The sequence below is a fragment of the Clostridium sardiniense genome (assembly GCF_019753795.1).
Lineage (GTDB): Bacteria > Bacillota > Clostridia > Clostridiales > Clostridiaceae > Clostridium > Clostridium sardiniense.
Genome location: NZ_JAIKTU010000001.1, coordinates 316,162 through 330,736, shown reverse-complemented (window position 1 = coordinate 330,736; position 14,575 = coordinate 316,162). Strand labels below are relative to the sequence as shown.

Here is a 14,575-nt window from a genome sequence, read left to right as displayed (position 1 = left end):
ATATTTATAAGATTTAAAGTCGAGTGCTCTTCTATATTTTTATAGATTAGCCTCGACTTTATTATATTCTTATAACTTTACTCTTCTATTATTCTTTTTCTCAAAGCTATAACCAAAGTTTAATACTTCTTTATTAACCTTTCCTTATAATTTTACTTTGTCAAAGTCCATATCCCTTACTTATAAAGGAAGCACTTTGTCTAAAAACATATCATATAATGTTATAAGTTTATAAAAGGAGTGATAAATATGCATAAATATCCTCTAGAGGATAATATAGAAATGTATAACCTCTATCAATACACTTTCTTTGGTAGCGCACCAATATATAAATTAGGCACTGAAAGTCAGAGACAGTTTCATAAATTGAAGGATTATGGACCAGAGCCATTTGTAGTTAATATTAATGAAGTTACTAAGGAAAATAATACTTTCCGTACTGCTTTATGGACAGGACGTCATTTACAAGTTACCGTAATGAGTATCAATGTTGGAGATGACATAGGCTTAGAAGTCCATCCAACAACTGATCAATTTTTGCGTATTGAAAAAGGTCAAGGACTTGTTAAAATGGGGCCTACTAAAAACAATTTAAACTTCCAAAGAAAAGTTTATGATGACTATGCTATCATGGTGCCTGCTGGTACATGGCACAATGTAATTAATACTGGAAATACACCGCTTAAATTATACTCTATCTATGCTCCGCCTGAGCATCCACGTGATACAGTTCATACAACTAAGGCAGATGCCGAAGCTGCTGAACATAGTCACAGATATTAATTGATAAACAAATTATAGAATAGGCATTTTGTAGTAAAAAATATTATTATATAAAGAAAGGTCAGAAATAAATTTGCTGACCTTTTTAAAACCTATTATATTAATATTGAAGTGGATTTTTATATTTATTTTAATTCTTTTGAAATTTCAGTAAAGATAACACCTAAAGCATAGGCACCTGCATCTGGATATCCAATACTTCTTTCTCCTACAGTTCCTGCTCTTCCCATACGAGCTACTATTTCTTCTGTATTTTTAGCTCCTTCTACAGCCGCTTTAGCAGCATTTTCAAAAGCTTCTATAACTCCTTGTTCTTTATCTGAACTTTCTGACCAAGAGTCTGCACAAGGCACAAGTGCATCTATTAAAGTCTTATCTCCTACTACTGCTCCTCTTCCAAAAGATCTCTTTCCTGTGTCTTGGATACCTTTTACTGTACTTTGTAGCATACTAGCAAAATCCTTAACTGATAACTCTGATAAATCTCCAACGTTTTTACCAGCAGCTCTAAAAGCAGATCCCCAAATTGGGCCTGATGCTCCTCCACAGTTCTCCATTATGATCATAGAACATGCATCTAAGAATGAACCTATATTCATATTTTTATCACTCATGATATCTTTCCATTCTCTCTTTAATTGTCTAAATCCTTTAGCAACACTCATACCAAAATCTCCATCTCCAGCATGGGCATCTAATTCACAGAATGGAACTTCATTAGATATAATGCATTCACTCATTTTATCTACAATATATATCATGTTATTTAATGTAATCTTATTATCTTTTATAACAGAATATGCTTCATCTGTTTCTACTTTAAATGATACTTCTTCATCATTTAAATCTTCAATCTCTACATCTGTATATTCTCTTGATTCTATATGCTTAGATACTTTAAATGCAGGAGTATCACAAGGCTTAGTTAGTAATTCCTTTAATTGATTATCTAATTTCATTATAGATATAGACGCTCCAGCCATATCTATACTTGTCATATAGTTACCTACAAAAGTCTTATATATCTTAATATTTCTCTTTGCAAGTTCCCTAGTAACTGAGTTATTAAGTAAATATAATTCTTGTGTTGGTGTTGCTCCAAATCCATTTACTAAAAGAGCAATCTCTTCATTACTACCTTCACTTATTCCTAAATCATTTAAAACTTGATTTACCATTCTTTCAGCTAATTCATCTGCTGATATAACTTTTTCACGACGAATTCCTGGCTCACCATGGATTCCTACACCATATTCCATTTCATCATCACCAATTTCAAATGTTGGTGTTCCCTTAGCCGGAACTGTGCATGAAGTAAATGCAAAACCTATGCTACGTACGTTATCAGCTGCCTTTTGTCCAATCTCTTTTACATTTTGCAGACTCTCTCCAAGTTCTGCTGCTGCTCCAACTATTTTATGTACTAATACAGTTCCTGCAACACCTCTACGACCTACTGTATAAAGACTGTCTTCAACTGCAATATCATCTTCTACTTTTATATAATCTACATTTATGCCATCTTCACTTGCTAGATATGCTGCATTCTTAAAGTTCATCATATCTCCACTATAATTTTTGATTATAAGTAAAGTTCCTTTATTGCTAGCAGATTCTTTTATTCCTTGATATATTTGAATTTGTGATGGTGATGCAAATACATCTCCACAAACAGCAACGTCTAACATACCTTCTCCAACAAATCCTGCATGTGCTGGCTCATGTCCACTTCCACCACCACTTATAAGCGTTACTTTATCTTTATTAATTTCTCTCTTTTTAACTATTTTATATTTACTTATAAATTCTAGCTCAGGATGAGCCATAACCATTCCATTACATAATTCTCTTACTACATTTTCTGGTGTATTTATTATCTTTTTCATGTTTTATCTACCTCTATTAATTTTATATTCTTTACCAATCTTGTCGGCTACTACTATTGCTGCTGCTACTTCTTCTACTGCTATATCAAATGGCATTGAATGAACTGATTCCTCTGGAATACAAGACTTTATAGCTACTTCCATTAACTCTTCATTTGAAATTTCATCAACACCTATATCTGAAAGACATACTGGTAATCCTACTTCTAAACAAAAATCTAGTACTTCATTTATTTCTTCAGTTGGTGCATTTTCAAGAACTAATTGTGCAATAGTTCCAAAAGCAACTTTTTCACCATGGAAGTACTTATGTGTTCCTTCTAATATAGTTAATCCGTCATGAATAGCATGTGCTGCTGCTAATCCACCACTTTCAAATCCTAAACCTGATAAAAGTATATTAGTTTCAATTATATTTTCTAATGCTTTAGTTACTAAGTTACAGTCACAAGCTTCCTTTGCTTTCTTACCATCATTAAGTAATGTTTCATAACATAGTTTTGCAAGTACTAATGCTGCATTAGTTCCTCTCGCACGTCCACAGTCTCCTTCTCTAACTCCACAAGGTAATCCTGCATTTACATTTGAATAAGATTCTGATGTAGCTCTTGCTTCAAAATATGTTGATAAAGCATCTCCCATACCTGAAACTAAAAATCTTGTTGGTGCATTTGCAATTACTGTAGTATCTACAAGTACTACACTTGGACTTTGTTTGAAATATGCATAATCATCAAATGCTCCATCTTCTGTATATAATACTGCTGAGTGACTAGTAGGAGCATCTGTAGCTGCTATAGTTGGAACTATTATTAATGCATCTCCCTCTGCAACACACTTTGCAGTATCTATAGCTTTTCCACCACCAAGACCTATTGTACAAGCACAAGAATTTTCTTTTGCTAATTGTTGTAATCTCGCAACTTCAGTTCTAGAGCATTCTCCTTTAAAGTTACTTTCTATAAACTTAATACCAAATTTCTCTGCTGTTTTATCTAATTTAACTCTTACACGTTCTATATCATCTTTGTGAGCAATTAAAAGTGCTGATTCCCCAAACGTTTTCACGAAGTACCCAAGATTTAATAGTTCATCTTCTCCTTGAACATATTTAGTTGGGCAAATAAATGCTTTTCTCATAAAAAGTCCTCCTTTAATCTTAACTATCCTGTTATGATAATGTTTTCGTAAGTTCATTATAATCCCTCTATTATTTATTTTCATTGGAGTATAATGATGAAATATTGCAATTTGTAATCGTAATATTTTGCTACAATTTAAAATAATTATACTTTTATGATATTGGCATTATTTTCTTGTACAAAGTTATAGGCACTAAAATAGAGTTTTTATTATTTATGTGATAAAATTAATTTTATATTATTAATAGAATAAGAAAGGAGATTTCATTGAAAAGTAGACACCTAAATTTAAATAAAATTATTGATTTAGATAAATGGCAAAAACTCCAAGATTCCCTTTCCCTAGTTACAAAAATGGCCATGATAACAGTTGATTATAAAGGTATCCCGGTATCTAAGCACAGCTCTTGCAGTCAATTTTGTGAAGCTGTTAGAAAAGATCCAAAGTTATCATCTTACTGTCAAAAATGTGATTCTAGGGGTGGACTTGAAGCAGTTAGAGAAAATAAGCCTTATATTTATCTTTGTCATTATAATATCGTTGATATAGCAATTCCTATTATTGTAGATGATAAATATATTGGTGCCATAATGGCAGGCCAAGTTAGATTAAATAAAAAAGAAGATGAAGATTCATTAGAGCATATTTTAACTATACCTTCAAAGTCTTTTGTAAATGATAACATGGATCAATTAGATGATTTATATTCTAATATACCAAGTTTATCTTATGAAGAAGTTAAAAACACTGCTGAAATGCTGTTTCAATTATGTAATTATATAGTTGAAGAATCACTAGATAAGAGTCTTATTCTTGAACTCTATGAAAAAGAAGTTATACATAAAAACTCCTCTGATAATCAATTAGATTTATCTAGTTATAAAGTAAATAATATAAAAAATATAAAAGATGAGCTTTCTAATGCTATTACAAACTCCCATATAAAAGATTTATCTTATGAAAAAGATATAGTACATAATTCAATCTTAAAACCAGCTATTGAATATATTTATTCTCATAAGAATGAAAACGTATCACTTAAAAAAGCTTCTGATTTATGTCATATAAGCCCTAGTCATTTTAGTAGAATATTTGCCAAGGACGTGGGGCAAAATTACTCTTCATACTTATCATTTCTAAAAATAGAATGGGCGAAGCAGTTACTCATATCAACAGATTTAACTATTTCAGAAGTCAGTGATAATCTTGGTTTTAATGAATCTGGATATTTCATAAAAATCTTTAAAAAGCATGAAAGTATAACTCCTTCACTATATAGAAAATATCACAAAAAATAAAAATAGCCTTAGCTACTTATTGAGTGTGCTAAGGCTATTTTTAATATTTCTCTTTTATTAAGCTTGTCTCTATATTATTGTATTTTTAATTGTTTCATGAATATCACACACTTCATCATTAGAAAGTTTAAGTGCTCCGTTAAATTTTCTAAATAACTTTTTAAAAAATTATTTTATAATATTAATAAAAAAGAAGTACAATAATAAATTATAAACAATTTCATTATTCTGTTCTATTTCTCTTATATCAGGTCTATAATAAGTTTAATATAGCTTTAGTATAATATTTTGAAAAATTAGGAGGAAGATAAAATGTTTGAAAAAGACACATATATAGAAGATGTAAAACTATTTGAAAAAGTACTTTCTACAGAAGCAGATAAGTTATTATCTACTAAAGATTTAACTGTTGTTTATATTGGTAGAGGAACATGTCCATTTTGCCGTAAGTTTGCTAAAAAATTAAGTGGATTAGCTAATGAAATTAATACAACTATTTATTATGTAGATAGTCAAAATTCTTCAGATGATGGACTTAATTCATTTAGAGATCAATATAATATTGCAACTGTCCCAGGATTTATTGTTGGTAAAAAGGGAGAAATAGAAGTTCGTTGTGATTCTTCACTTCCAGAAGATGAAATATTAAATCTATTAAAATAAATAAGCCTAAGTTATAAGAAATAGTCTTAGATATGTTTTATCAATATCTAAGACTATTTTTTTGTTTATTTCTTTTATTATTAAACTTACAATATTCTTATATAAAAAACCATATTAAAACTTCAGCAATAATACCTCTATGTTTCAATACGGTTTCTATATAATTATCTATTTAATATTCAATATTTATTAATTCTCAGTAATATTAACTAAAATTCTTACATATCCAAGTTATTTTAATATTATATTATTTATAAATTAAAGTTCCAGAATAAATTTTGTCTGTTCTAGTACCAGGCTTGATTTCTCCATTTATTGAATATATATGGTCTTTATCAAGAACTAATCCCTCTCCACAAGGTGCATTAAATGGTACTTCTCCTATGGATGTCCATTTATCAGTAGCAGCATTATAAATTAACATTTTTTTGTTCCAATTAAACTCTTGAGGATCTGCTCCAAAATAAGACTGTTTAAAATCATCTAATTCTTTATCCTTTGATGATCCTAACTTCTCTACAGCATTGTCATATATCTTTTTATTGAAACCACCTATTACAAGCATTTCATCTTCATTTAATTTAACTGAATTTGCTCCTAAAAGAGAAATATCTTCATCTCCGATTTTAACATCAGATACCTTACTCCATGAATTATTTTTTACATCATACTTGTATCCATCTGTATAAGCAACCTTATCTCCACCACTAAATACATATATATTATCTCCTAAAATTTGAGCTACAGCTTGATTTCTAGTAGCTTCTCCGGGAATAGATTCTAATTCCTCTGTTTGGCCATTTTCAGTATCGAATTTAAAGAATTTATTGCTTGGCTTTCCATTTTGCTTTCCAAGTCCAACATATATATTCTTATCCTTTTTTACTGCAATACTATCACTAAAAGTGAACGGTAAATCCCCTATGTGTTTTGTAGTTATATTACCCTTATCATCAGCTGTAATAAGTGTGACATTATCTCCTTCTTTTTCATCTGGACTTCCACCAACATAATAAACTCCTTCGTCAGTAGTTATTGAACTTCCGTAACCAATTTCATAGTCTAATGTTGTATGATTTACCTGATTTAATTTTCCATCCTCTTCTTTTAATACATAGATATCTGGATATACTTTCTTTTTTCCACCTTTTGCAGCTGGCTCGTCAGGAAAATTGGCACCCCCACCAACAATAATAAAACCATTTGATTTACCTGCAAGTACACCTGCGGTACCAATATTTTTACTATAACCTTTTTGGGCCTCCAATTCTCCTCCTTGTTCCCAGAGAATTTTTTTTATTTCCTTCTTACTATTAGATGTTTCCCCTTGATCCTTTGTGCCATTAGTAGTGCATCCTACAAGAATTAATGATGTAGCTGCTATAGCTACAATAGACTTTAATAACTTTCCCATCTTCTCCTCCTAACAAACAGTTTTTTATAGAGCTTTGTTAATATTTACCTATTAATAATATTATCATGAAATCGTTTTAATGGCAATTAATTAGTAACATAAGAATATTCTAAAAAGCTAGGAGTAAGATAAAATGTTTGAAAAAGACACATATAAAAAGGATATAAAACTATATCACTTTCCTCATTTTAATAAAAATAAGTTAAATTTTTGTTGAAAATTTTTGTTTTAGTTAAAATTATGTTAAAAAAATTCACATAAATATAAAATTGTTTAAAAAATCTTTAATAATTTTACACATTGTTGTATTATAAAGGTGGCAATATAATCTAAATAATGAACAAAATACTAAAGTGTATTGAGAAAAATCAAATATTAATAATAGAGGTGAACTATGATACATATCGAAAAACTAAAAAAGGTTTATAACAATGGTTATGAAGCTCTAAAAAGTATTGATCTTCAGATTAATGAAGGTGAACTTATCTGCCTTTTAGGACCTAGTGGTTGTGGTAAAACTACTATACTTAATCTACTTGCTGGATTATTAGATCCTACTAGCGGAGATATTAGATTTGATAATGAGTCAGTTATTGACAAGCATCCTAAGGATAGAAATATAGGATTAGTATTCCAAAACTATGCTTTATATCCTCATATGTCTGTACTTGAAAATGTTATGTTTCCTCTTACTGTTGGAAATAAAAAGAAAACTAAAAATGAAGCAATGGAAATTGCAAAGAAGTATATGAAAATTACAAGTATTGAGGAGTTAGCTGACAAGAAACCTGGTGAAATGTCAGGAGGTCAACAACAAAGAGTTGCTATTACAAGAGCATTAGTTCAAAATCCTAAGATTCTTTTATTGGACGAGCCTTTAAGTAATCTAGATGCAAGACTTAGATTAAGAATAAGAGAAGAAATAAGAAAGCTTGTTAAGGAGATTGGAATCACTACTATATTCGTTACTCACGACCAAGAAGAAGCTTTGTCTATAAGTGACAGAATAGTACTTATGAATGAAGGTATTGTTCAACAATTCGATATTCCTCAAAATTTATATTTAGAACCTACAAATTTATTTGTAGCTAAATTTATGGGAAATCCAATTATTAATATATTCGATATGAAGAAAACAGGAAATGTTTTGGAAAGCAAAGACCTTTCAATTGATTTAAGTCTATTAGATAAAAATAGATTTAAACAAGAATTAAATGAAGAAAATTATATAGTTGGTATTAGACCTGAATATTTTAAAATAAGTAATTCTCCTTTATTTAAAGCTGAAATTAATTATGTTGAATTAATAGGAAAAGATTGCATATTAAACTTTAACATTAATGGTATAGATGCAAGATTAATTACAGATATAAGCAATAAAGTTTCTGAAGGTGATAAAGTAAGTCTTGATATTGATTATAGTGGTATTTACATATTCAAAGAGAATGGAGATAGAGTGTACTAATGAGAAAGTTTAAATTTAAAAAGTTTAAGTACAGAGCTGAGAATTCTCCACAGGCATGGCTATTCCTTCTGCCTGCTTTGATAATAATAGGAATATTTAATGTATTACCATTAATCAAAACCTTCATTATGTCCTTCCAAAAAGGAACTTTAAATAACTTAGCATTTAATGGAGTAAAGAATTATGAATTTGTATTGCAAGATCCAAAATTTCATAAGGCAATAACAAACACATCAATTTATGCATTCGTTGTTGTGCCCTTAGGGCTTATTATTTCAATGTTTATTGCTATTACAATTTACGAGAAGATAAAACACAAACAAATATTTGAGACTATATTTTTTATACCATATTTAACTAGCATTATCGCAGTTGGTATTGTGTTTAGGTTTTTATTAAATAAAGACTATGGATTTGTAAATTACTTATTAGGTATTGTAGGTGTTGATCCAGTAAACTTCTTAGACAATCCTGCTATGAGTATGGTTACTCTCATTATATTTGGTATTTGGTCTGGACTTGCTTTTAATATAATTATATTACTTTCTGGGCTAAGAAATGTTAATAAAGATTATTATAAAGTTGCAGATATGTTTGGCGCCTCAAAGGTTGAGCAATTCTTTAGAATAACTCTTCCACAAATGCTACCAATTATTACATTCCTATTGATGGTTAATTTTATTAATGCATTTAAGGTATATGCTCAGGTATTTTCTATATTCAATGGAAAAGCTGGTATTGCAGATAGTGCTACTACCGCTGTTTTCTATGTATTTAATAAGTTCTATGTAGAAAATCGTTATGGTCAAGGTATGGCTGCTGCAGTTATTTTATTTATATTAATTTTAATTTTCACATTAATTCAAAATCGAATATTAAAAAAATTATCTAAATAGGTGAAAGTATGAAGAAGATTAATTTAGTTTTATCAAAAACATTTATTATTATCATGGCGCTTATTACGCTATTTCCATTTGTATATATGATTTTGTCAAGTCTTATGACTTTCCAAGAAGCAACTAGTATTCCACCAAAACTTTTCCCAGATAAGTTTCAGTGGGAAAACTTTTCACTAGCAATGAAGCAAGCTCCTTTTGTTAGATATTTCTTTAATACTATTTTAGTTGCAGGATTATCAACAATTGGAACAATATTAACATCTATACTTGCTGCATTTGCTCTAGTTAAATTAGAGTTCAAATTTAAAAATGTATTAATGCTTGGTATGATTGCATTATTAATGGTACCTTATGAAGTTGTAGTATTTACAAACTATCAAACAATCGCAAAGCTTGGCTTATTAGATAGTTATGTAGCATTAATAGTTCCATCCCTTGCAAGTGTATTTTATATATTCTACTTAAAAGAATATCTTACAAGTATACCTATCTCCTACTATAAGGCTGCTAAAGTTGACGGATGCTCCGATTTAGAATTTATAAAGAGAATTTTAATTCCTTTAGCTAAACCTTCATTATTCACAATGGGAATACTTAGCTTTATTAATGGATGGAATTCATTCCTATGGCCAATACTTGTAACTAACAGTAAAGAGATGAGACTTTTAAGTAATGGATTAAGTTCTTTCGCAACAGAAAGTGGTACAAACGTACAATTACAAATGGCTGCATCAACAATAGCCATTGTACCAATTTTAATCTTATATTTAATCTTTAGAAAACAAATTATTAGAGGAGTTGTTAAGAGTGGTATTAAAGGATAAAAAAACTAGAATTACTTTCCACAATGGTATCCTAACTATTGGTGGAACTATTATAGAAATTACTTATGAGGATAGTCATATATTCTTTGATTTTGGTAGCGAATATAATCCCAAAGCAGAGGTACAACCTGAAGATCTTCAAGGATTATTAGATGAGAATTTGGTTCCATATTTAAATAATATGTTTGATCCTAAAATACCTTTGGTTGGATATGAATCAAAGGAAGATAACTTTAAAAATACAGCAGTATTTTTATCACACGTTCATTTAGATCATTCTAAAATTGTTAATTACTTAAATCCTAATATACCTTTATATACTTTAGAAGGTACTAAATCATTATTAAATACTTTAAATATTAATGATGATTTTCTATTCCCTCTTTATGAAAAAAATGAAGGGGCTAACACTAGAGAAATCGTAGGTGTTTCTGAAAATGAAGTTATAAATGTTGGGAAAATTAAAGTAAAGGTAATGCCAGTTGACCACGATGCTTATGGTGCTAGTGGATTATTAATAGAAACTCCAGATTTAGTAATATCTTATACTGGAGATATTAGACTTCATGGTTATAGAAAAGATGCTACATTAAACTTCTGCAAAGAAAGTGAAAAATGTGATGTTCTATTAATAGAAGGTGTTAGTGTTTCATTCCAAGAGTTTGATGAGGATGTAAGTGATAGAGAAATATCAAATGAACCTGAGTTAATAGAAAAGATAAATGAAATTGTTAAAAACAATCCTGAAAAACAAATAACATTTAATTATTATATTTCTAACATAGAAAGAATTTTAAATATAATAAAGACTAATCCTAGAAAAGTAGTTTTAGATGCGTATTACTCATATGTACTTAAGGAAGCTACAGGATATCAATCTTATTACTATCAATTAGATGATAAAGAGTATGGGCTAGATAAAAATTATAAGATTGATTTTGAAACACTTTTAGATGACACAGGAGAATTCTTCTGGCAATTAGATTCAAATGCTCTTAAGCATATTGATAAATTAAAATCTAATGGAATTTATATTCACTCAAATGCAGTTCCATTAGGAGATTTTGATCCAAGCTATGTGCCTTTTGTAGAAAAGTTTGGAGAACATAATATTGAATTTGTTAGAGTATCATGTAGTGGTCATGCTCATCCATACGACCTAATTGAAATAATAAATTTAATAAAACCTAAGTTGTTAGTCCCTATTCATTCATATCGTCCTGAGAGACTTTACAATGAATGTGGAGATATATTATTACCAGAAAAAAAACAAACTATTTAGTGGGGGGAAAGAGAATTATGAAATTAAAAAAAATATTACCTTTAATGCTATCGCTAGGATTACTTACTGGTTGTGCTAGTACAGGAGGTAAAGGAAATGATGAAATAGTAACAGAAATTAAGGAGCCAGTTGAGATAACATTCTGGCATGCAATGAATGGAGAGCAAGAAAAATCTCTTCAAAAGCTAACAGAAAAGTTTACATCTGAAAACTCAAACATTAAGGTAACACTACAAAACCAATCAAGTTACCCAGACTTACAACAAAAAATAACTTCAACTGTTTCAAGTCCAAAAGATCTACCAACAATGACTCAAGCATATCCTGATTGGATGTTAAATGCAGTTAAAGATAATCTAGTTGTTGATTTAGGTCAATATATAAATAATGAAACACTTAAATTTGATAATTATGATGATATCTTACCAAGCCTTAGAGAAGCAACAACTATAGATGGAAAGACATATGGAATACCTTTTAATAAATCAACAGAAGTTATTTGGTACAACAAAACATTATTCGATGAATTAAAATTAAAAGTACCAACAACTTACGAAGAATTTGTTAATGTTTCTAAGACAATAAAAGAAAAGAAAGGTATACCAGGAGCTGGATTTGATTCACTAAATACTTACTATACTACTTTCTTAAAAAATGAAGGACAAACATTTGACCCTAACTTTGATGTAACTAGTGAAACTTCAGTTAAAGCTGCTGACTATTACTTAAAGGGTATAAAAGAAGGATACTTTAGAATAGCTGGAACAGATAAATATCTATCAGGACCATTTGCAAATGAAACTGTTGGTATGTACATTGGTTCAATGGCTGGAGAAACTTTTGTTAAATTAGGAGTTGGCGATAAATTTGAAGTTGGTGCTGCTCCATACCCTGCAAAAACATCTATCCAACAAGGTACTGATTTATACGTATTCCAAAATGCAACACCTGAACAAAGAACTGCAGCATATGAATACTTAAAATTCTTAACTACTAAAGAAAATCAAATAACTTGGGCTAAAGAAACTGGATATATGCCAATTAGAAAGAGTTCTATTGAATCAGATGAATATAAGAATTCTGGAAGCTTAACAGCTAAAATCTTATCAGATGCAACTAAAGACTTATATATAATGCCTGTTGTACCTGGTGCTGATAGTGCATTCCGTGAAATCAACACAGTATTAGAAGGTATCTTATCTGACACTAATTCAGATGTAAATAAAAAGTTAGAAGAATTTAAAAATACTTTAAGTTCAACTTGGGAATAAAAGAATTATAATATAAATAAAAAGGTGTCTTAAATGTAGTTTTTAAGTCACCTTTTTTATTAAAGGAGAAATTTTATGAAAATTGCTATATATCAAACAAGCGACCTACATGGATTTGTATATCCAACTAATTACGTAACTGATCAAAATCTTGGAATCCTTAAAATAGGAAGTTATATTCTTAAAGATGAAAAAAATTATGATGCATCTTTAAAGATTGATTGTGGAGACTTAATTCAAGGGTCAGTACTTACAAATTATTTATCTAGAAAAGATTTTAAAAGTAATCCTATAATCCAAGGATTAGAAAAAATAAATTATGATGCTTATGTATTAGGAAACCATGAATTTAATTACGGCTTAGACTACCTAACTAATTCATATTCTGAAGTTTCAGATAAAGTTATAAATGCTAATATTAAAGGCCTATCCTTTGATACAAAACCATATAAAATATTTGATTTTAATGGATTTAAAATTGGATGTATTGGACTTACAACATCATTTATACCAAATTGGGAAAATGAAAATAATATAAAAAACATAGAATTTTTAGATCCTGTAGATATGTATGCAAAATATGAAAAGGAATTAAAAGAAAAATCCGATTTAATTGTTGTATGTTATCATGGTGGATTTGAAAGAAGCTTAGATGATCATATGACTCCAACTGAAAGCTTAACTAAAGAAAATCAAGGAAGTGAATTACTAGAAAAATTTAATTCAATTGATATCATTTTAAGTGGTCATCAACATCGTTCATTTATAACTAAGGTAAAAGGAGTTATTTGTTCTCAACCACTTAATAATGGACAAACTTTTACTAAGATTATATTAGATACTGACACAAAAGAACTTAGCTATGAATTAGTAGATGTTAAATTGCTAAATGATAATATAGATGAAAACTTAGAAAGAATTTTTACAAGCGTTCAAGATGATTTAAAAGACTTTTTAGATACTGAAATTGGTCATTTAGATAAAGATATAATTATTGATGATATTTTCTTAGCTAGATTAAAAGGACATCCTTTTATTAATCTATTACATCAAATTCAGCTTGATATTTCTAATGCCGACTTCTCTGCTCTTTCATTATTTGACTGTGCAATAGGATTTAAGAAAGATATAACTATTAAAGATGTACTAATTAATTATCCTTATGCAAATACTTTAAAGGTTCTAAAGATTAAAGGATCTCAATTAAAAGAGGCTATTGAAAAAAGTGCTACATACTTTGTTGTTACAGATAATGAAGTACATATAAGTAAGGACTTCCTTCTTCCAAAGGTACAAAATTATAACTATGACACATACGGTGGTCTAACATACGAAATAGATTTATCAAAGGAATTTGGAGATAGAGTTGTTTCTATGAAAAAGAATAACGAAACAATTAATATGTATGATTACTATACTATAGTTTTAAGTAATTATAGAGCTAGTAATACTTCTGTTTACCCAGCTTATGAGAATTCTGAAGTATTAAAGGAAATTAATCTAGATATGAGTGAAATCATAATGGATTATTTACAAAAGAAAGATAACATTGATTTAGTGGATGAAAGTAATTATATAGTTAAGTATTAGGCTGATTAATATATTTAATATTTAATATTTTCTACTTAAAAAGGCTACTTATATTAG

Annotated in this window: 12 protein-coding genes; 9 read left to right on the top strand and 3 right to left on the bottom strand. The window is 29.1% G+C overall.

Annotated elements, in window-relative coordinates; translation table 11 throughout:
- The first annotated feature begins 249 nt into the window (after positions 1-249).
- Positions 250-783 carry a cupin domain-containing protein gene (locus K5V21_RS01450; RefSeq protein WP_221858519.1) on the top strand — a complete coding sequence of 178 codons (534 nt, stop codon included), beginning with the start codon at positions 250-252 and terminating at the stop codon, positions 781-783.
- Positions 784-908: 125 nt separating this feature from the next.
- On the opposite strand, the gene dhaK is transcribed toward K5V21_RS01450, so the two are convergent.
- Both dhaK and K5V21_RS01440 read right to left on the bottom strand, forming a co-directional pair.
- Positions 909-2,669, bottom strand: a complete 1,761-nt coding sequence (dhaK, locus tag K5V21_RS01445; protein WP_221858518.1) for a dihydroxyacetone kinase subunit DhaK — start codon at positions 2,667-2,669, stop codon at positions 909-911.
- A gap of 3 nt (positions 2,670-2,672) precedes the next feature.
- On the bottom strand, positions 2,673-3,809 hold the full coding sequence (locus K5V21_RS01440) for a glycerol dehydrogenase (RefSeq protein ID WP_221858517.1): 1,137 nt from the start codon (positions 3,807-3,809) through the stop codon (positions 2,673-2,675).
- A gap of 269 nt (positions 3,810-4,078) precedes the next feature.
- Here K5V21_RS01440 and K5V21_RS01435 point away from each other — a divergent pair, with 269 nt between their 5' ends.
- A complete protein-coding gene (locus K5V21_RS01435) occupies positions 4,079-5,110 on the top strand; it encodes a PocR ligand-binding domain-containing protein (protein ID WP_221858515.1) in 1,032 nt (343 codons plus the stop codon).
- A 312-nt stretch (positions 5,111-5,422) separates the two neighbouring features.
- Positions 5,423-5,773 carry a thioredoxin domain-containing protein gene (locus K5V21_RS01430; protein ID WP_221858513.1) on the top strand — a complete coding sequence of 117 codons (351 nt, stop codon included), beginning with the start codon at positions 5,423-5,425 and terminating at the stop codon, positions 5,771-5,773.
- Between the two features lie 247 nt (positions 5,774-6,020).
- On the opposite strand, the gene K5V21_RS01425 is transcribed toward K5V21_RS01430, so the two are convergent.
- Entirely contained in the window at positions 6,021-7,187 is a 1,167-nt protein-coding gene (locus K5V21_RS01425) for a cyclically-permuted mutarotase family protein (protein WP_221858511.1), read from the bottom strand.
- 394 nt (positions 7,188-7,581) lie between these two features.
- Here K5V21_RS01425 and K5V21_RS01420 point away from each other — a divergent pair, with 394 nt between their 5' ends.
- From K5V21_RS01420 to K5V21_RS01395, 6 genes are all read left to right on the top strand, one after another.
- The gene (locus K5V21_RS01420) at positions 7,582-8,652 is read left to right on the top strand and encodes an ABC transporter ATP-binding protein (RefSeq protein ID WP_221858509.1); all 1,071 of its coding nucleotides are present in this window, start codon (positions 7,582-7,584) and stop codon (positions 8,650-8,652) included.
- The gene (locus K5V21_RS01415) at positions 8,652-9,548 is read left to right on the top strand and encodes a carbohydrate ABC transporter permease (protein WP_221858507.1); all 897 of its coding nucleotides are present in this window, start codon (positions 8,652-8,654) and stop codon (positions 9,546-9,548) included. Before K5V21_RS01420 ends, K5V21_RS01415 begins: the two co-directional genes overlap by 1 nt.
- 8 nt (positions 9,549-9,556) lie before the next feature.
- Entirely contained in the window at positions 9,557-10,375 is an 819-nt protein-coding gene (locus K5V21_RS01410) for a carbohydrate ABC transporter permease (RefSeq protein ID WP_221858505.1), read from the top strand.
- Positions 10,359-11,657, top strand: a complete 1,299-nt coding sequence (locus tag K5V21_RS01405; protein ID WP_221858504.1) for an MBL fold metallo-hydrolase — start codon at positions 10,359-10,361, stop codon at positions 11,655-11,657. The genes K5V21_RS01410 and K5V21_RS01405 overlap by 17 nt, the downstream gene beginning before the upstream one ends.
- A gap of 17 nt (positions 11,658-11,674) precedes the next feature.
- Positions 11,675-12,928 carry an ABC transporter substrate-binding protein gene (locus K5V21_RS01400; RefSeq protein WP_221858503.1) on the top strand — a complete coding sequence of 418 codons (1,254 nt, stop codon included), beginning with the start codon at positions 11,675-11,677 and terminating at the stop codon, positions 12,926-12,928.
- 75 nt (positions 12,929-13,003) lie between these two features.
- Entirely contained in the window at positions 13,004-14,518 is a 1,515-nt protein-coding gene (locus tag K5V21_RS01395) for a bifunctional metallophosphatase/5'-nucleotidase (protein ID WP_221858502.1), read from the top strand.
- Positions 14,519-14,575: the final 57 nt, after the last annotated feature.